General features: G+C 60.8%; 17 protein-coding genes. 9 read left to right on the top strand and 8 right to left on the bottom strand.

Translation table 11 applies throughout. The features are described 5' to 3' along the window. Window positions 1-240, top strand: coding sequence for a Blp family class II bacteriocin (locus tag EX00_RS15475; RefSeq protein WP_047459317.1), 240 nt, complete (start codon window positions 1-3; stop codon window positions 238-240). Window positions 241-314: 74 nt separating this feature from the next. Continuing rightward, window positions 315-740 (top strand): hypothetical protein, encoded by a 426-nt coding sequence (locus tag EX00_RS15470; protein ID WP_047459315.1) that lies wholly within the window; start codon window positions 315-317, stop codon window positions 738-740. A gap of 68 nt (window positions 741-808) precedes the next feature. On the opposite strand, the gene derI is transcribed toward EX00_RS15470, so the two are convergent. From derI to EX00_RS15435, 7 genes are all read right to left on the bottom strand, one after another. Then, entirely contained in the window at window positions 809-1,264 is a 456-nt protein-coding gene (derI, locus tag EX00_RS15465) for a D-erythrulose-4-phosphate isomerase (protein WP_047459313.1), read from the bottom strand. Then, complete coding sequence (locus EX00_RS15460; protein WP_047459311.1) at window positions 1,261-2,046, bottom strand: triose-phosphate isomerase; 786 nt, start codon at window positions 2,044-2,046, stop codon at window positions 1,261-1,263. Before EX00_RS15460 ends, derI begins: the two co-directional genes overlap by 4 nt. A gap of 8 nt (window positions 2,047-2,054) precedes the next feature. Beyond that, complete coding sequence (locus EX00_RS15455; RefSeq protein WP_047459309.1) at window positions 2,055-2,819, bottom strand: DeoR/GlpR family DNA-binding transcription regulator; 765 nt, start codon at window positions 2,817-2,819, stop codon at window positions 2,055-2,057. 115 nt (window positions 2,820-2,934) lie between these two features. Next, the gene (locus EX00_RS15450; RefSeq protein WP_047460378.1) at window positions 2,935-3,873 is read right to left on the bottom strand and encodes a sugar-binding transcriptional regulator; all 939 of its coding nucleotides are present in this window, start codon (window positions 3,871-3,873) and stop codon (window positions 2,935-2,937) included. Window positions 3,874-3,936: 63 nt separating this feature from the next. After that, complete coding sequence (locus EX00_RS15445) at window positions 3,937-4,869, bottom strand: sugar phosphate isomerase/epimerase family protein (RefSeq protein ID WP_047459307.1); 933 nt, start codon at window positions 4,867-4,869, stop codon at window positions 3,937-3,939. A gap of 29 nt (window positions 4,870-4,898) precedes the next feature. Then, the gene (locus EX00_RS15440; protein WP_047459306.1) at window positions 4,899-6,410 is read right to left on the bottom strand and encodes a glycerol-3-phosphate dehydrogenase; all 1,512 of its coding nucleotides are present in this window, start codon (window positions 6,408-6,410) and stop codon (window positions 4,899-4,901) included. Between the two features lie 65 nt (window positions 6,411-6,475). Next, entirely contained in the window at window positions 6,476-8,026 is a 1,551-nt protein-coding gene (locus EX00_RS15435) for an FGGY-family carbohydrate kinase (protein WP_047459304.1), read from the bottom strand. Window positions 8,027-8,947: 921 nt separating this feature from the next. Here EX00_RS15435 and EX00_RS15430 point away from each other — a divergent pair. The 7 genes from EX00_RS15430 to EX00_RS15400 all read left to right on the top strand — a co-directional run bounded on the left by EX00_RS15430 (window position 8,948) and on the right by EX00_RS15400 (window position 17,606). Further along, a complete protein-coding gene (locus EX00_RS15430; RefSeq protein ID WP_047459301.1) occupies window positions 8,948-9,604 on the top strand; it encodes a DUF2291 domain-containing protein in 657 nt (218 codons plus the stop codon). Continuing rightward, window positions 9,601-11,145 carry a sugar ABC transporter ATP-binding protein gene (locus EX00_RS15425; RefSeq protein ID WP_047459300.1) on the top strand — a complete coding sequence of 515 codons (1,545 nt, stop codon included), beginning with the start codon at window positions 9,601-9,603 and terminating at the stop codon, window positions 11,143-11,145. The genes EX00_RS15430 and EX00_RS15425 overlap by 4 nt, the downstream gene beginning before the upstream one ends. A 22-nt stretch (window positions 11,146-11,167) precedes the next feature. Beyond that, window positions 11,168-12,220, top strand: coding sequence for an ABC transporter permease (locus EX00_RS15420; RefSeq protein ID WP_047459298.1), 1,053 nt, complete (start codon window positions 11,168-11,170; stop codon window positions 12,218-12,220). A gap of 113 nt (window positions 12,221-12,333) precedes the next feature. Further along, window positions 12,334-13,281, top strand: a complete 948-nt coding sequence (locus EX00_RS15415) for a D-ribose ABC transporter substrate-binding protein (protein WP_047459295.1) — start codon at window positions 12,334-12,336, stop codon at window positions 13,279-13,281. Between the two features lie 146 nt (window positions 13,282-13,427). Next, window positions 13,428-14,270, top strand: a complete 843-nt coding sequence (locus EX00_RS15410) for a DeoR/GlpR family DNA-binding transcription regulator (protein ID WP_047459293.1) — start codon at window positions 13,428-13,430, stop codon at window positions 14,268-14,270. A gap of 43 nt (window positions 14,271-14,313) precedes the next feature. Continuing rightward, window positions 14,314-15,843 carry an FGGY-family carbohydrate kinase gene (locus EX00_RS15405; protein WP_047459291.1) on the top strand — a complete coding sequence of 510 codons (1,530 nt, stop codon included), beginning with the start codon at window positions 14,314-14,316 and terminating at the stop codon, window positions 15,841-15,843. 23 nt (window positions 15,844-15,866) lie between these two features. Next, window positions 15,867-17,606: a glycerol-3-phosphate dehydrogenase/oxidase gene (locus EX00_RS15400; RefSeq protein WP_047459289.1), complete on the top strand. Its 1,740-nt coding sequence runs from the start codon at window positions 15,867-15,869 to the stop codon at window positions 17,604-17,606. A gap of 90 nt (window positions 17,607-17,696) precedes the next feature. On the opposite strand, the gene fba is transcribed toward EX00_RS15400, so the two are convergent. After that, complete coding sequence (fba, locus tag EX00_RS15395) at window positions 17,697-18,761, bottom strand: class II fructose-bisphosphate aldolase (protein WP_047459287.1); 1,065 nt, start codon at window positions 18,759-18,761, stop codon at window positions 17,697-17,699. Window positions 18,762-19,011 lie beyond the last annotated feature (250 nt).

Here is a 19,011-nt window from a genome sequence, read left to right as displayed (position 1 = left end):
ATGAGCAACATCACTGAAATCAATGCCGACATGCTCGATCTCGTCAGCGGCGGCGCTTCCACGGTCGCTTCGACGGTCACCATTGGCGCCGATGGTGCCGTCAGCGGCAGCTATACCTTCGGCAGCCGCTCGGGCACCTTCTCGGCAACGCTGCCGGCAGAAGTCGTGCAGAAGGCTGGGACGTTCTCGTTCAGCAACGCCTCCGGCTCGTTCAGCTTTGACAGCTCGTTCGCCGGCTAATCCGATCTAGTCGGACGTGAATTCCGGCAGCCGGTTTCCGGCTGCCGGTCTTTCCAGATTGCGAGGCTGCCGCAATGTTCTCCGCACCCAGTCAATACAGACCGCACAACAGGCAGCAGACGAAGGTCTTACTCTGTCTGGACCATCCCGCCGCAACAGCGGGCATCGAGACCATCCTGACATGGCTTGGCCTGAACGTGACCGGGGCATCCAGCTTTACGGATCTACGCGCCAAGTCTGCCTGGGGCGACGTCACATTCATTGTCTCACAGAGCAATATGATTTGCCGTATCAGGCATAATACGACGCTTCCGATCATTGATGTGGAGGATTTCCTGTTCCATCAAATGACCGGCAAGGATTCCGGCAGCATGTCGCACCGTTTCGATGCCGTGGCATTCATCGATCGCGTCTTATCACTGACCGAATTGATCAGCACGCGGCGAGCCTTTTCGCAGGGCAAAATTAGAGGATCGGCGAGCGACAGATTTTCCGCTTGATACCGCGATCCTCGAACAGATTACGATCGCCCCAAAAAGGGCGACCGCCTGTGGTTCGCTTGTGGAAATCAGCGCGCGTTATATTTCGCGTCGACGTCGTCTATGGCCTTCACATTGCCGGCCGAACGGCCTTCGGTATCGAAGGTCTGCGCAAGGAAAGCGTCGGCAATCGCTTTGGCAAGTTCGGTGCCGATAACGCGGGCGCCCATCGTGATGATCTGCGCATTGTTCGACAGCGCGGCGCGTTCAGCCGAATAGGTGTCGTGGGTCAGCGCCGCGCGAATGCCCGGCACCTTGTTGGCCGAGATGCTGACGCCGATGCCGGTGCCGCAGACGAGGATGGCTTTGTCATAGGTTCCGTCGATGACGCCCGAAGCGACGCGATCGGCAAGGTTTGCATAGAACGCGTCCGCGCCCGCGTCCGTGCGCGAAACTTCGCTCACGTCGTAACGGTCCTTCAGGTGATCGGCGAGGACCTTTGCCAGGCCTTCGCCTGCGCTGTCTCCTGCGATGGCAAGTTTCATTTTGTGTCTCCTCTAAGTTTGGCGGCGCATTTGGCGAGGATGTCGAGGTAACCTTCGACGTTCCAGGCCGAACGGCCGATGAAAAGCCCGTCAATATGCGGGCATGAGATCAGTTCTTCGCAATTGTCCGGATTGACCGATCCGCCGTAGAGGCAGGGGATCCGGCGGCCGAGCACGCGTTCGGCGACCGCGATGATTTCGGCCTGGCGCGCGTCGGCATAGGAAGGTTCGGCGGGAATTCCCTTTTCGCCGATGGCCCAGACGGGTTCGTAGGCAAGCAGGATCTGCGCCTGTTTCTGCGATGCCGAGAGCTTGGAAAGAGCGCCGATAACCTGCTCGCTCAGGATTTCCGTGGCGCGGCCACTTTCCCGGTCGCTCAGCGTCTCGCCGATGCAGATGAGCGGGATCAGGCCGTGGCGGACGGCCGCCTCGGTCTTCAGGCCGACAGTCTCATTGGTCTCGCCAAAATGTTCGCGGCGCTCGGAGTGGCCAAGCTCGACGATATCAAGATTGCAATCCTTGAGCATCGGGGGAGAGATTTCCCCCGTCCAGGCACCCTGGTCGGCCCAGTGCATGTTTTGCGCGCCGACCTTGACGGATGTCTCCGACAGGATCGCTTTCACTTCGCGAACCGCGGTGAAAGGCGGGATAATGAAGCGCTGGATCGCGGAGTCGCGCAGGGCATCCGCGTCTCGCAATGCCTCGGCAAAGCCTTGGGCTTCCGCCAGCGTCTTGTTCATTTTCCAGCTGGTGCCAATCCAGTAGCGCGGTGATGCTGTCATTTCAAATCCTAGGTCGAGGCAATGGTGAGAGTGATGCCGTCACGGCTCAATTGGTCGAGAATGGCGGCGTCGGGAGCGTGATCGGTGATGACCGCGTCGAAATCCGAGAGATCGGCCATCACATGCAGGGCGGTGTGGCCGATGCGCTGGTGGCTGACCAGCAGGCAGGTCTTGGCGGCTGACGCGATCATTGCCCGTTTCGTCCGCACGATGTTGTCGTCCATATGGTAGACGAGCCTGCCGGAAACGGCCGGCGTCGAGACGAAGGCGATATCGGCGCGCAGGCGGGCAAGCGCTTCTTCCGTCACCACGCCCAGAAAGGCATTGAACTTGGCGGAATAGATGCCGCCGAGCGCGATGAGGGTGATCCCGTTTTCGCTTTTCAACCGGTCGATGATTGCGGCATTGTTGGTGATCAGCGTCAGGGGCTGCTTCTGGAGTAACATTTCCCCAAGAACGGCGGCCATCGAGCCGTCATTGACCATAACCGTCATGCCGGGCTCGACAAGCTCGAGGGCGGCACGCGCCATGGCGAGCTTCTCCTCATGCCCCTGGCGTTCGCGGAAGCGAAAGTCGCTTTCGAACTGCGTGCCCGCGTCGATCGTCGCCCCGCCGCGAACCTTGCGCAGGACGCCGGCTTGCTCGAGATCGTCCAGATCGCGGTGAATGGTCATCTTCGACACGACAAAACGATCGGCCAGATCGTCGAGGTCGACGGTCTTGTGCTCGACGAGCAGGTTGATGATCGATTGTTGACGCTCTTCCCGTTTCACCTTGCGCTCCGGTCTTGGACAGGATTGAACGCGTTAAAGATAACATTTAAATCACATAATTCAACATAAAGATTGTTATGTTGAGATGAAATTATGTTTCTTGATTGCGCTGAATTCAGCTCTTCAGCAATGCTTGCGCTGTTCGCTCGTCGGTGATGAGGCCATAAAGACAGTGGCTGTTGAGGACGGCGCGGATGGCATCCACCTTCGGCAGGCCGCCGGACAGGGCGACAAGCTTTTCCTTCTTCGATCGCGGCAAAGAGGCGGAGAGGGTTCTGGCCGACAGCATCGTTTCCAGGATGCGCCCGTCGGTATCGAAGAAATGTCCGAGGATTTCGCCGGCCCCGCCCATTGCGGCGATCTCCTTGATCTCGCGCGGCTCCACCATGCCCGAGAGAACGAGCTGCGCGTCGATATCGACGGTGCCGAGACCGACCAGCTTCAGCTCGGCATTGTTGGCAAGATCGAAGACCTCTTTCACGCCGCGTTGCGCCAGCAGCACATCTCGGTCTTCTCTTGTGTTGGCGAAGAACGGCACCGGCATCACATAGGCCTGCGTTCCCGTCTTTTCGGCGATGCGGTGCATGACGTCATAAGGGTTGGCCGCATAGTTCCGTGTCAGTCCGCCCAGCAGCGAGACGAAGCGTACGCCCTTGGCATTGACGCGTGACATGTGGTGAACGGCGGAAGATAGCGTTCGACCATGCCCGAGGCCGATGACCTTGTGCTTGCCGCTCTCGACCTCTCGCCGCAGGAAGCTGGCGCCGGCCTGTCCCAGAGCGCGAAACTCAAAACCTTCCTCGCCGAGATCGGGCGCGACCTCGCAATATTGCAGGCCGAAGCGTGCCGCGAGCTTCGTTTCGAGCTCGACGCATTCGACGATATCACCATCGATGGTGACCTTGACGACGCCATCGGCGACCGCTCTTGCGATCAGACGGTGGGCCTTGACCGAGGGCACGCCCAGGCGCTTGGCGACTTCGGACTGCGTAAAGCCGCCGGCATAATGTAGCCAGGCTGCGCGCACCGCAAGCGACTCATCCGCATCCGTCATCAATCGTCCCCTGTTCCATTCGATCATGCGTTTACTTCAAGACAGCTTGATCGACGCTTGCGGCTAGATGTGCAAGTCGTCAATGCCGGTATCGATGTACGGTGCCCAGAAGGCGATGCTTTCGGCAATCTGCGAGATGACCTGGCGGTCGTTGGGTTCGCGCTCCTTGAATGACAGCTCGAGGCAGATTTCATTGTTCTGCGCGCCGCCCGTGGCAAAGGCCTTGAGCAACGGAGCAGGCTGGATGCGACCCTTGGCGTTGAACTCCGCCGTAAACGGCCGGTGGCCACCCTTGTCCATGAGGCTCTGCTTGATGTGAATGATCGGGGAGATCTTCGGAACTGCGCGTGCCCAGGCATAGGGATCGAAGTCATCGGGATTGGCGGAGGTGACGTCGCCATGATCGATATCCGCCATCATCCACATCGGCACGGCGAGATTGGCGGTCGTCAGGCGGGATTGCAGCTTGAGGCATGCGTCGATGGTCTCACCGAATTCGCGCCCTATGCTCATCGGCTCCCAGAAAACATAGGAAAGACCCGCCGACTTGGCATGCTCGGCGACATCAGCCCAGCAATCGATGGCGATCTTGATCAGCTCTTCGCGCCGGGCCGGATCGTCATAGTCCTTGTAGGTGAAGATCGCGAATTGCGTGCCGACCGAGTGCCCGCCGAGATCGGCGGTGATGTCGGCAAAGGTCTTGAACCAGTCGACATAATAGCGCCGGACATCGGCATCGGGATGGCCGAAATGGTTCAGGCGCCCGTAAGGTCCGGTCATGCCGGATGTCACGCGAACGCCGGTCCGCCGGAGGGCTGCCTGCATCGTCCGGGTGAGGCGGCGGATGACGGGCGCCTGCCAGCTCGGATTGATGAATTCGTGCGTAAGCTGGAGATCACGGATCTTGAGGTCCCGCGCCACCGCTTCGATCAGGTCGTCAGGGTCGGCGAAGCGGTTCACCAGCGGATTGGTGTTGAGGGACAGCGTCAACGGCATAGAGGTCTGCTCCTTGAAGGGCGGATGGTTCAGGCGGCGATCGCCAATTCGCTCTCGAACCAGGCCGAGAAATTCGCTTTTTCCTGCTCATTCATACGCAGGCCTTCCTTGGTGCGCCGCTTGAGAACGTCCTCCGCCGACTGCGCCCATTCGGAGGCCGCCAGATAGCGGGCCTCGGCCTCATAGAGATTGCCGCCGAAATGACGCCCGAGATCGGCAAGCGATGTGGCATTGCCAACGACCAGTTTGGTGCGCGCGCCGTAAAGGTGCCCGTAATGGTTCACGAGCTGGCGCGGCATCCATGGATAGGCGCTGCGCAGGCTGTCGGAAAAAGCGATGTAGTCGGCATTCGGAATATCGCCGCCCGGCAGAACTGCTGCGCGCGTCCAGTCGCCGCCCATCTTCGGAAAGAACTTGGCGAGCTTCTGCACGGCGTGTTCGGAGAGCTTGCGAAAGGTGGTGATCTTGCCGCCGAAGACGTTGAGGAGGGGCGCGCCGGCGGTCTCGTCGAGATCGAAGACATAGTCGCGGGTGACCGCCGAGGGATTACCCTGACCGTCGTCGAACAGCGGGCGAACGCCCGAGAAACTCTCGATCACGTCGGAGCGGCGCAGCTTCTCCTTGAAGTAGCGGTTCACGGCGGAAATCAGATAGTCGATCTCCTGCTCGTCGGCCTTCACTTCTTCCGGCTTGCCGTCATAGGGAATGTCGGTCGTGCCGATCAGGGCCATGTCGCCCTCATAGGGATTGATGAAGATGACGCGCTTGTCGTGGTTCTGGACCAGATAGGCCTGTTGCCCGCTCCAGAATTTTGGAACGATGATGTGGCTGCCTTTGACGAGCCTGACGTTGCGGCGGCTGTTGGAGCCGGCAACGCGGCCGATGATGTCGTTGACCCAGGGGCCGGCGGCATTCACCAGCACCCGCGCCCGCACGGTGCGCAGCTCGCCGGACCGCTGATCGCGCATCTGGACGACCCAACAGCCCTCTTCACGTCGCGCGCTGACGCAGGCCGTGCGCGTCAGGATCCGTGCGCCCTTGCTGGCGGCGTCAAGCGCGTTCAGCAGTACAAGCCGGGCATCGTCGACCCAGCAGTCCGAATATTCGAAGCCCTTGGTGTATTGGTCGAGGATAGGCGCGCCTTCCGGATCGCGGCGAAGGTCGAGCGTGCGCGTGCCGGGCAGCCGCTTGCGGCCGCCGAGATGATCATAGAGGAAGAGGCCCAAGCGGACGAGCCAGGCCGGGCGGTCCGTCGGGCTATGCGGCAGCACGAAGCGCATCGGCCAGATGATGTGGCTTGCGGAATTCAGCAGCACTTCGCGTTCGATCAGCGCTTCGCGGACCAGACGGAATTCGTAATATTCGAGATAGCGCAGGCCGCCATGCACTAGTTTTCCGGAGCGTGACGACGTTCCCTCGGCCAGATCGCCCTTTTCGCACAGCATGACGGAAAGGCCCCGACCCGCGGCATCGCGCGCGATCCCGGCGCCATTGATGCCGCCGCCGATCACGAAGAGATCCAAGATTTCGGATTCAGTCATTTCATGCTCCTTGGGATGCTTCCTGCATCGTCACATCATCTTGTTTTAACGGGTGCGCTCGTCGCTCAAGGTGCTGCGAGCGTGTCCCAGGCAGGCGCGATCGCCTGCCGAATTTGTTGGTAGGCTGCGAACAATCGGTCGTAGCGGCGTGCCTGTTCGGCATCCGGCGCCTCGGCGTCGCCGAGCAGGGGCGTCACCCATTCGGCGATGCAGTCGTCCATGTTCGGATAGGCACCGATGGCGACCGCCGCCATCATCGCGACGCCGGCCGCGCCTGCTTCCTCGCGGCGCGACACACGAACCGGCGCATTCACGGCGGCCGACAGGGATCCGCGCAGCGCACGCGAGCGTGCCGCACCTCCGGTGATCCGCAATTCGGCGGGCATGCTGCCCATGGCGCCGTAACAGTCGCGGGTCGCCATGCCGAGCCCCTCGACGACGGCCCGCAGCATGTCGGCAAAGCCGTGTCGTGTTGAAAGGCCGGTAAAGCCGGCGCGCGCATGGGCGTTGACGAAGGGGCCGCGTTCTCCCGCCTCGGAGATATAGGGGTGATAGAGCAGCGCGCCCGGCTTGCTCTCGGCAAACCACGCGTCGATCCGCGAGATGAGATCCGCAGGTGCGACGGGCTTGCCCGCTTCCGACATCAGTTCGGCGGCGACCTGCAGGATCCAGTCGATATTGATCGTCGCGCCCATATTGGTCTGGACCTGCGTGACGATGCCGGGAATGGGCAGGGCGATCACATAGCCTGTTCCCTCGGCATTGAGCTGGACGTTGGATACCGGCTTTGCGCGCATATGCACGCCCGTTGATCCGATGGTCGAGCAGGCCGCGTTCTCGCCGCCGCTGCGCACGCCGGCGCCAAGCGCGGTCATCACCATGTCGACATAGCCGAGGCAGACAGGCGTGCCGGCCAGCAATCCGGTCGCCTTCGCCGCATCGGGCGATAGCGGGTGGGTGATCTCCGTTCCCTCGATGATCTCGGGCAGCAGGGATCGTCGATGGTTGAGCCCCAGCGCGTCGATTACGACGGGATCATACTGGCGGGTGCGGAAATTGCCGAAGGTGAAGCTCGCTTCCGACGGGTCGGTGGCGCGAATGCCGGTCAGGTTCAGATAGAGCCAGTCCTTGCAATGCAGCGCCGTCTCGGCCCGATCGAGGGCCTCCGGCGTGAAGAGATCCATATGGGCGAGCTGCGCGCCCTGCTGGCAGGTGTTGAGGCCGGTGCCCGTCGCCTCGAAGCGTGCGCGGCTTTCCGGATGGCCGCCGAGACGGGTCACGGTCGAAGCGGCGCGAGCGTCGAGCCAAAGCCAGGCATCGCCAACCGGTGTATTGCCGGAGCCGACAAGCCAGGTCCCATCCCCTTGACCCGTCACGGCGATGGCGGCGGTGCGACCGGCAAGATCCTGCACCTTGTCGCTCAAGCCTCGCAAGGCGCTGACGCAATCGGCCCAGGTCCGGCTGAGGGATTGCGTGGCGGAGCCGTCCTCGCCCATCGTATAGTGATTGCGCGCCGATGCCGAGGCGATCTGGCGGCCGGACAGCTCGAAGGCCACGGCCTTCAACACCGAGGTTCCCGCGTCGATACCGATGATGATCTTGTCATTCTTAGGCATTGCGGACCTGTCCTGCCGCGATGGGGCGAGCCCTCGTGTGCGATGCATCCGTCAAAAACATTCCACTCCTCCCCTCCCTGGCCGACCTCGGGCCGGCATTCGGTCGGACATTCACCATGGTGCGATTGTCAGACCCCATGCCTCGGGCCCCCATCATCCACGCCATTCTACCCCATCGCTCACGCTCTCAGAGCACTCTTCATTCCGGGCAGACGAACTGTTCCGATTCATGCGCTCAGATCATCTTTAAATTATAACATAGAGATATCACAGATGTGTAATATTTTTCTAGTAATGTAATTTTTTTCATATAAAATAGGCGCTGTCAACCTCGGGGAGGCAGGTGGGTCGTTGCCGACGCAGGGCGTGCGGCCGCGATCACAAGAATATCGCGATGAAGATGTAGTTGAGTGCTCGGTCCGCAACCGATTTTTTAAAATAATTGATATTCAATAGCTTAACAGCGATTGATTTTACGCGATTTTCGATCCGCAAGACTGTTCTTCCCGAGGTTGGCGCCTTCAATCGCGGCCAGCTGGAATTTTGCAAAGTGCTTCTCTGCGGAGCCGACAGCCGCAAAATGAAATTCCGGAGCGATAGAGGGCTGTTGACAGGGGTGATAAATTATAACATAGATTACGAAGTTAATAACGCGCTTATATCATGATCCGTATGGATTGGATGGTAGACGGCGACGGCGGGTTGCTGGAGGAAACAAGCGCCCGCACTGAGGAGGCTCCTATGAACACTCTCTTCCCAGGCCATGGTTTGGTCTTGCGCCGACAGCGCTTCAGGCAGCCTTTATGCGCTTCCATGCGCGGGGCTTGGTCGGGTCTCCGATAGATCGGGATCGCTCTGCGTCGTCCTCCTCATCTCCAGCAAACAGGCAATCCGGCCAGCATCGCCGAAGGTCTTTCGAATATGAATACACAGACTGAATACGCACCTTTCAAGTCAGACGGCACCAAGCTCACGGTGCTGGCAGGCGTTGCGGTGGCTGTGATTGTCATCGGCGCGATTGCCGCCGATACGACGGTGGTGAAGATCGGATCCGCGCACGATGTGCGCGAGCAAGCCTTCTCGCCCGAAACCTACGGCACCCAGGAATTCCCGAAGATCCAGGCGGATGTCGAGAAGCGCGCGGTCGATGCCGCAACGCTGTCAAGCGCGATCGTGGCCGACAAGAAGGCGGCGGGAGACAAATACGGCGTGGCGACGAGCACTGGCGCGGTCATGCCGGTCTCTCTCACCGGCACCTTCGGAACCCGCAAGGCCAACTACAACGAGTTCAAGATCGATGGATTGCCGGCCGACGTCACCGTTCGCGTCCAGACCGGCCCGGCGATCAACGGCACCGACCTGCGCGACGCCACCGGCGCCATCCAGTTCGGCCAGTTCACCAATCAGATCCAGTATCAGGATGCCGGCTCGGCGATCAACAACGAGATGAAGAAGGCGGTCCTTTCCGGCTTCGACGCCGAGACGCTGACGGGCAAGAGCGCGACCGTCGTCGGTGTCTTCAAGCTCATCAACCCGAAGAACTGGCTCGTCACCCCCGTCAAGGTCGATGTCAAATGATTGAGGCGGCGCAGAAGCAGGGCGCAAACGGCGAGGTCGTTCTTGCCGCCCGTAACATCAGCAAGTCCTACGGCAATGTTCATGCCCTGAAGGGCGTGAATTTCGACATCCATCGCGGCCAGGTCACCACTTTGTTCGGCGAGAACGGGGCGGGCAAGTCGACGCTGATGAAGATCCTGTCCGGCGTCGTCCAGCCGACTGGTGGCGAGATCGTTCTCGATGGCAGCCCGATTGCCTTTTATTCGTCCACGCATGCGCGGGCTTGCGGGATTTCCATCATCCATCAGGAATTGAGCCTCGCGCCCAATCTCAGCGTCCGCGACAACATCTTCATGGGTCGCGAGATCATCAAGGGTGGCGTCGTCGACTTCGCCGAGGAGGAGCGGCAGACGCGCGCCCTCATGGAGGAGTTGGAAGAGCACATCGACCCGCTGACCCTGGTGGAGGATCTGCGCCTCGGCCAGCAGCAGATCGTCGAGATCGCCCGCGCCCTTTCGGTCAATTCGCGCATCCTGATCATGGACGAGCCGACCTCGGCGCTGAGCGCCACGGAGGTGGAAGTGCTTTTCAAGGTCATCCGCGACCTGACGGGCCGCGGCGTGTCGATCGTCTATATTTCCCACCATCTCGAAGAAGCGTTGCAGATCACCAATCATGCCGTCGTGCTGCGCGATGGCGCCATGACCGCCTATGCCGAGCGCAAGGACATCGATCTCGAATGGATCGTGCGCAACATGGTCGGCGATAATTTCGATCTGGGAAGCCCGCCCACAGGCCACACTATCGGCGATGTCGCGCTGACCATCGACAATCTGACCGTTCCCGGCCCCTCGGGTGCCGCCTATAACGCGGTCGACCATATGTCGCTGCAGGTCCGCGCCGGCGAAATCGTCTGCATCTATGGCCTGATGGGCGCCGGGCGCACCGAACTGCTCGAATGTGTCGCCGGACGCCTACGGTCAAGCGGCGGCCGGGTTCTGCTGGGCGGTCGCGATGTTGCGCGTCTCAGCATCGCCGGCCGTATCACCAATGGCCTCGTTCTTGTGCCCGAGGATCGTCAGCGCGATGGCCTCGTCCAGACCATGACGGTCGGCTCCAATCTGTCGCTCGCCAGCATCGGCGCCTTCACCAAGGGGCTCTTCACCTCCGGCGGTCGCGAACGGGAACTGGTGGGTGAATCGATCCGCAAGGTCCACATCAAGACCGATGGCGGCGAGGCGGTGATCGGTTCACTTTCCGGCGGCAACCAGCAAAAGGTGGTCATCGGCAAGATGCTTGCCACCAACCCCAAGGTCATCCTGCTCGACGAACCGAGCCGCGGCATCGACATCGGCGCCAAGGCGGAAGTGTTCAAGCTGCTCGCCGAGCGCGCCAAGCAGGGCCTGGCGGTGATCTATTCGACGTCGGAAGTCGCCGAATGCCTCAGCATCGCCCATCGCATCATCGTCATGCACCGCGGCAAGATATCCGCCGAATTCGGTCCCGACGTCACCAAAGAAAAGATCATGGCCGCCTCTGGCGAAGCAGTGGTCGCGCACTAGCCGCATTCATGGAGCACTGATTATGTCAGTCACGAATATCACTGAGAAGAAATCAATTTCGAACGGCCAGCGGCGGAACTTCAGTCTCGTGCGGTTGATTCTGGAAGGCCGCGCATTTTTCGCGCTGATCGTCATCATCGCGGTCTTCTCCTTCCTGTCGCCCTATTATTTCTCGCTCAGCAACTTCCTGACCATGGCCTCGCATGTCGCGATCTTCGGCATCCTGGCGATCGGCATGCTGCTGGTGATCCTGAACGGCGGCATCGACCTCTCGGTCGGCTCGACACTCGGTCTTGCGGGCTGCATCGCCGGCTTTCTGATGCAGGGCGTTACGCTGTCGAGCTTCGGTGTCATCCTCTATCCACCGGTTTGGGCTGTCGTTGTCATCACCTGCGCAATCGGCGCCATCGTCGGCGCGGTCAACGGCGTGCTCATCGCTTACCTGAAGGTTCCGGCCTTCGTTGCCTCGCTCGGCGTGCTCTATGTCGCGCGCGGTATCGCGCTTTTGATGACCAACGGCCTCACCTACAACAATCTCGGTGGCCGTCCGGAACTCGGCAACATGGGTTTCGACTGGCTGGGCTTCAACCGCCTGGCCGGCATCCCGATCGGCGTCATCGTGCTGGCGGCGCTGGCAATCATCTGCGGGTTGGTGTTGAGCAAGACCGCGTTCGGCCGCTGGCTCTATGCGTCCGGCGGCAACGAGCGCGCGGCGGATCTTTCGGGCGTTCCGGTCAAGCGGGTCAAGATCCTCGTCTACGTGTTTTCGGGCGTCTGCGCTGCGATTGCGGGCCTGGTCCTGTCTTCGCAGCTCACCTCGGCCGGCCCGACCGCCGGCACCACCTATGAATTGACGGCGATCGCTGCGGTCGTCATCGGCGGCGCAGCGCTGACAGGCGGGCGCGGCACGGTGCGCGGCACTATGCTTGGCGCCTTCGTCATCGGCTTCCTTTCGGACGGTCTCGTGATCATCGGCGTGTCGTCCTATTGGCAGACCGTCTTTACCGGCGCCGTGATCGTTCTGGCGGTCCTCATGAACAGCATTCAATACGGACGTCGGGTTAAGGCGAGCTGACGGCCGAACTGAACTTCTCCACGACGGCGGATCTGGTTCGAACAGCCAGCCGATTGCGGAAAGCACCACCGGTTCGCCGGTAACATCAGAGCTCATCAAAAGGGAGAGAGACTATGTTTAAGAAAGGTATGCGCATTCTTCTGGCGGCTATCGCGATAGCCCCGATTTTTGCAGGATCCGCATGGGCAGCCGGCCAGATGACGATCATCGTCAACGATCCGTCCAACCCTTATTGGCTGACGGAAGGCAATGTCGCCAAGGCGACGGCCGAAAAGCTCGGCTATACCGCCTCGGTCAGCGCTCATAAAGGCGACACCAACACCGAGAGCAACCTGATCGACACCGCGATTACCAACAAGTCGGTTGCGATCATTCTCGATCCGGCCAATGCCGACGGCTCGGTCGGTGCAGTGAAAAAGGCCGTGGCTGCCGGAATCCCGGTTTTCTTGGTCAATGCTGAAATCAACCAGGAAGGTCTCGCCAAGGCGCAGCTCGTCTCCAACAATGCCCAGGGTGCTGCGATCGGTGCCCAGCAATGGGTCGAAGCCGTTGGCGACAAGGGCAAGTATGCCGAGTTGTTCGGCGCCCCCTCTGATAATAACGCGGCAACCCGTTCCAACGGTTATGAAACGGTGCTGACGCAGTATCCGGATCTGCAGAAGGTCGCAAAGGAAGTTGCCAACTGGGACCGTACCCAGGGCCACAACAAGATGCAGTCCATGCTGCAGGCTCATCCGGATATCAACGGCGTGATCTCGGGCAATGACGAAATGGCGCTCGGCGCAATTGCAGCCCTGAAGGAAGCCGGCAAGCTCGCCAACATCAAGGTCGGTGGCTTTGACGGTTCTCCGGACGCGGTCGCCGCCATCAAGGCCGGTGAACTTCAGTACACCGTTCTGCAGCCGGTTGCCATTTTCTCGGAAGAGGCAGTCAAGCAGGCCGATAGCTTCATCAAGACCGGCAAGACCGGTGCCTCGAGTGAAAAGCAGCTCTTCGATTGCCTGCTGATCACCAAGGACAATGTCGACAAGTACACGGGCCCGTTCGTTCTGGCCCAGTAATGACAAAGGGGGACGCCGAAAGCGGCGTCCCCCATCATTTGCCGTTTCATGGATGTGGCAAAGGATTGTTCCATCTCCACTTTTTGCCTTCGCTCGGCATTCGCAGTACGAAGCTGATACCCCCAGAGTCAGCATCAGAGGCCACAGTGACACAGAAGACGAATATCGGAGCATTCCTGTCCGACGAACTGCCAAGCGACAGCCGGCATAGCCGTCAGCTCGCTCGCCGGCAGATGATCGCCGAAGCCGTGATGGCGGAGGGCTCCATGCGTATCGAGGATCTTACCGATCGCTTCGGCATCAGCCTGATGACGGCGCACCGCGACGTCGACGAGCTGGTGAGCCGAGGGCTGTTCAGAAAGACGCGCGGCATCGTCACTGCTGCTGCCACCAGTCTGATCGAGTCGAGCGACGTCTACCGGGCGAACCGCCAGTCGGCGGAAAAGAAGATGATTGCCGCGGCCGCGATGCAGTTCGTCGAGCCAGGCCAGGCGATCTTCCTCGACGATTCCACCACGGTGCTGCAGATGGCGGCGCACCTGCCGGCCAAGGTTCCGCTGACCGCGATCACCAATTCGCTGACGCTGATGAACGCGCTGAAGGACATGCATGACGTCACGCTTCTGGCTCTCGGCGGGCAATATTACAATTGGTGCAATGCCTTCATGGGGCGCATGACGATCAATGAGATCAACCGGCTGCGGGCGGATGTCGCCTTCATCTCCATGTCAGCCATCACCGATGACATCGTCTTCCATCAGTCCCCGGAAATCGTCGATATCAAGCGGGCGATGTTCGATAGCGCCGCCAAACGCATTCTGCTCACCGATCACACGAAATTCGAGCGGCGCGCTTTGCACAGCTTCGCGGCCTTGAGCGAGTTCGATGTGGTCATTGTCGATGAGAAGACGCCGGCCGATCATCTCGATCGGATGCGCAACAAGAATATCAATGTCGTCGTCGCCAGGAACGACGCGGATCGGTCATGAGGGCCACGCCTGAGCGGCCCTTCCATCAGTCGGAGTAATCAGAATGCCGAGTCTGCTCGGAATCGATAGCGGTCTCACCGTCACCAAGGCCGTCATTTTCGATGTCGACGGCACGCCGCTTGCCGTGGCGCGGCGGAGGGTGACGCAATTCATGCCCAAGGCTCGCCATATCGAGCGGGACATGGACGAACTCTGGACCGCGACCGCCGATGCGATCGCGGAGGCGATCAGCCTCAGCGGGCGTCCGGCGAGCGACATCCAGGCGATCGCGGCAACGGCCCATGGCGATGGTATCTATCTGCTCGACCGGTCGAGCAAGCCGCTCGGCCGCGCCATCCTGTCGCTCGACAGCCGGGCAGGCGCTATTGTCGACCGCTGGCTGGAAAGCCCAATCGCCGATGAGGCCCTCGATCTCACCGGCCAGCTTCCGCATGTGTCCGCGCCCTCGGCGCTTCTCGCCTGGATCAAGGAGAAGGAGCCCGCCCGTTTCGAACGCATTGGCCATATCCTGAGCTGCAAGGACTGGCTGCGCTTCTGCCTGACCGGCGTGATCGGCACCGACCGGACGGAGGCGAGTACGTCCTTCACCAATGTCAAAGACCAGGGCTATTCTGAGGATGCACTGAAGCTCTTCGGGCTTGATGAACTCAAGGCCGCTCTTCCGCTTGCCTCGCGCTCAGACGAAGTCGTCGGCCGTGTCACCAGTGCTGTTGCAAGCCGCACCGGCCTTGCCGAGGGAACGCCGGTGGTTGCCGGGCTCCATGATGTCACGGCATCGGCCCTGGGTGCCGGCGGCTACGCGTCCGGCGTGGTCGCGGTGATCGCAGGAACCTATTCGATCAACGAAACGCTGTCTTCGGAGCCGCGTGTCGACAAGCGGTGGTTCTGCCGCAATGCGATCGCGCCCGGCCAGTGGAACAACATGTCGATCTCGCCGGCATCGACGGCGAATTACGACTGGTTTCTCGATAAACTCTGCGCTGGCGAGCGTGCGGGCATAGAGGCGGCGGGACAGTCCATTCATGCGCTGCTCGCGCCCGAGATCGAGGCGGCCTTCAACCGTCCCTCGACGGCGCTCTTCCATCCCTATCTCTTCGGCTCCCCCTATTGCGCCTCGGCGAGCGCCGGTTTCTTCGGCCTCGGCGGCTGGCACGATCGCGGCGATATGCTGCGTGCGGTGCTGGAAGGCATCGCCTTCAATCACAAGATCCATGTCGATGCGCTGGGCGACGGCTTTTCCTTCAGCGAGGCAAGGCTTGCCGGCGGGATTTCCCGCAACCCGGTCGTCGTCCAGATGTTTGCCAATGTGCTCGGGATGCCGGTGACGGTGACGGAAACGGACGAGGCGGCGGCCTGGGGTGCGGCGTTATGCGCCGGCGCGGGCATCGGTCTCTATGCCGATCCGCAGAGCGATCCCCGCGATGTCGGCGCCATTGCGAAGACCTATCATCCCGACGCAGGCCGCAGTGCCGATTATCGGCGCCGATACGACCTCTTCAGGGAAATTGCCGATGCGATGACGCCGCTTTGGCCCAAGATCGGCAGCCTCGTGCCGGCGGAATCTCAAGACTAGACATATAGCAGGACAACCATGCCATGACCGATACTGCCGCCAACCTGGAACAGCGCTTTTCGACATTGCAGGAGAAGGATATCGATGTCGTCATCCTCGGCGCGGGCATCAATGGCGCCGGGCTGTTTCGCGACCTCTCCGTCCAGGGCGTCAATTGTCTCATCGTCGACAAATCCGATTTCGGCTCGGGCACCAGCGCCGCGCCCTCGCGACTGATCCATGGCGGCTTGAAATATCTCGAGACTGGCGAGTTCGGGCTGGTCGCGCAGTCGACGCTGGAGCGCAATCTGCTTCTGAAGAACGCTCCGCACTGCGTCGAGGCGCTGCCGACATTCGTGCCGATTTTCTCCTGGACGCGCGGCATCTGGGCGGCGCTCCGGACGCTGACGGGTTCGACCACGGCGCCGCGAAGCCGTGGCGCCGTCCTCATCAAGATCGGGCTTGCTCTTTACGATTTCTTCGGCTCGCGCAGCCGCGTCATGCCGCGCCACAGGTTCATACTGAAGAAGTGCGCGCTCCAGGAAATGCCGCATGTTACGCCGAAAATTGTGGCCGGCGGCATCTATTACGACGCCAAGATCAGCCGGCCGGAGCGGCTCGTTTACGAGCTTATCAAGGATGGGCTGGAGGCCAATGCCAATGCGCTGGCCGCAAACTCCACGACGCTGATCTCGTCATCGGACGGGACGCTCACCTTCCGGCGTGCTGACGACAGCACTTTTTCCGTCACGCCCAAGCTCGTCGTCAACGCCGCCGGTCCCTGGATCGACCATGTCAACGAGGCGCTCGGCGCGCCGTCGCATTTGATCGGCGGCACGAAGGGCTCGCATATCCTGCTCGATCATCCCGAGCTCGTGCGCAGCCTGAACGGTCACATGATCTATTTCGAGGCCGATGACGGGCGCATCTGCCTGGTCTACGGCTATCTCGGCCTGGCACTGGTCGGCTCTACGGATATTCCGAGTGCCGATCCCGACAATGTCTACTGCGAAGAGCCGGAACTCGAATATTTCCTGGAAAGTCTGCGATCGCTGCTGCCGAGCCTTCGCTTCGGGCCGGAGCAGGTGGTCTATACTTATAGCGGCATCCGCCCGCTGCCGGCCTCCGACGCTTCTTCCCCAGGGCTAATCAGCCGCGACCATTCCGCGCCGGTGATGGAGCCGCAAGCCGGCCGCCCCTTTGCGATCATCTCGCTGGTCGGCGGCAAGTGGACCACTTTCCGAGGTTTTGCCGAGGAAGTCACCGACACCATTCTGGCGCGCTTCAAGCGTGTCAGGGACCAGTCGACGCAGCAATTGGCAATCGGCGGTGGACGCAATTTCCCTGTCGATCCCTCGGCAAGAGCGGAGTGGGTGCGTGCGGTCACCGGAAAGACCGGCGTGGACCCGAAGCGGGTCGACGAGCTGCTGGCGCGCTACGGCACCACGGCTTCGGCGATTCTGGGCTACCCGTCGACCTATAGCGACACGGAACGCCTTGCCGGCGCCTCCCATTATAGCCATCTGGAAATCGACTGGATCGCGCGGCAGGAAATGGTCGTGCATCTCTCGGATATCGTCTTCCGCCGCACGACACTCGCGATCGAAGGGACACTGACCATGGAAGGCCTACGGCAGATTGGTATGATCGCCGGCGTGGCCCTTGGATGGAACGCGCAAAAGCTGGCGACGGAGATCGACGATGTGGTCACGTCGCTGGCGAAATTCCACGGTCTGAAATTGTCCGACACGAGCGGACTCCAGCCGGCCGAAGCGCGGATCTAGGCGGATCCGGCTTCCGGCGAGGCCATTCTAGCCCTTTGTTTTTACGCAATTCCGGACGGAAAACCGCTGTGCACTTTTCCTGGAGTTGCTCTATGAGAAAACCGGGTCCAGTGAACCGGCCTTGTAGCGCTTCGCCATGTCCGCGACCGGGAGCGGCTTGATCCTGGAAGCATGGCCGGCCGTTCCGAACTGCTCGAAGCGTTCCTTGCAGAGCTTCGTCAAGGCGGCCATAGCCGGCTTCATATATTTGCGCGGATCGAATTCGCTCGGGTCTTCCTGCAGCACGCGGCGGATCTGGCCGGTCATCGCCATGCGGCCATCCGTGTCGATGTTGATCTTGCGCACGCCGTTCTTGATGCCGCGCTGGATTTCCTCGATCGGCACGCCCCAGGTCGGCTTCATCTGGCCGCCATACTTGTTGATGATCTCCTGAAGTTCCACAGGGACCGACGAGGAGCCGTGCATCACCAGATGGGTGTTCGGCAGCTTGCGGTGGATCGCCTCGATGACCTCCATCGCCAGCACCGATCCATCCGGCCTGCGGGTGAACTTGTAGGCGCCGTGTGAGGTGCCCATGGCGATCGCCAGCGCATCGACCTTGGTTTCGCGCACGAATTTGACCGCTTCGTCGGGGTCGGTGAGGAGTTGGTCATGCGAGAGCTTGCCTTCGGCCCCATGGCCATCTTCGGCTTCGCCCATGCCTGTCTCCAGCGAGCCGAGAACTCCGAGCTCGCCTTCGACGGAAATACCGCCGAGATGCGCCATCTCCGTGACCGTCTTCGTGACGCCGACATTGTAATCCCAGTCGGCCGGCGTTTTCGCATCCGCCTTGAGCGATCCGTCCATCATCACCGATGTGAAGCCGGCCTGGATGGCGGTCATACAGCTCGAAGCATCGTTGCCGTGGTCGAGATGCACGCAAACCGGAATGTGGGGATAGATCTCAACGACGGCATCCATCATGTGCTTCAGCATGATGTCATTGGCATAGGCTCTGGCGCCGCGCGACGCCTGGATGATGACAGGCGCATCGGCGGCATCTGCCGCTTCCATGATGGCCAGGGCCTGTTCCATGTTGTTGATGTTGAAAGCGGGCACGCCATAGCCATTTTCCGCAGCGTGATCGAGCAACTGTCTCAGCGTAATGCGTGCCATTCAACTCTCCTTTGATAACAGCAGACGTCGATGATCATCCGATCATCGACTGAAATATCGGCGCTTTCGATGGCATGAGAACGGTGATTTCGCAAACTGACGACACCTACAGGCGCTTGCCTCGAGGTCTTCAGGCCATTTCCCCACACACGAAATCTCACTCAGGCGCACATCAACATATCCAGCTAGATAACAATATAAAACAACAAAATCACATTATTTATGACATTTTGGTTCGATGCGCCTTTCG

This window comes from Martinezella rhizogenes, from assembly GCF_000799715.1.
In the GTDB taxonomy this organism is placed as follows: Bacteria; Pseudomonadota; Alphaproteobacteria; order Rhizobiales; family Rhizobiaceae; genus Rhizobium; species Rhizobium rhizogenes_C.
This window is presented reverse-complemented; position numbering and strand designations above follow the sequence as displayed.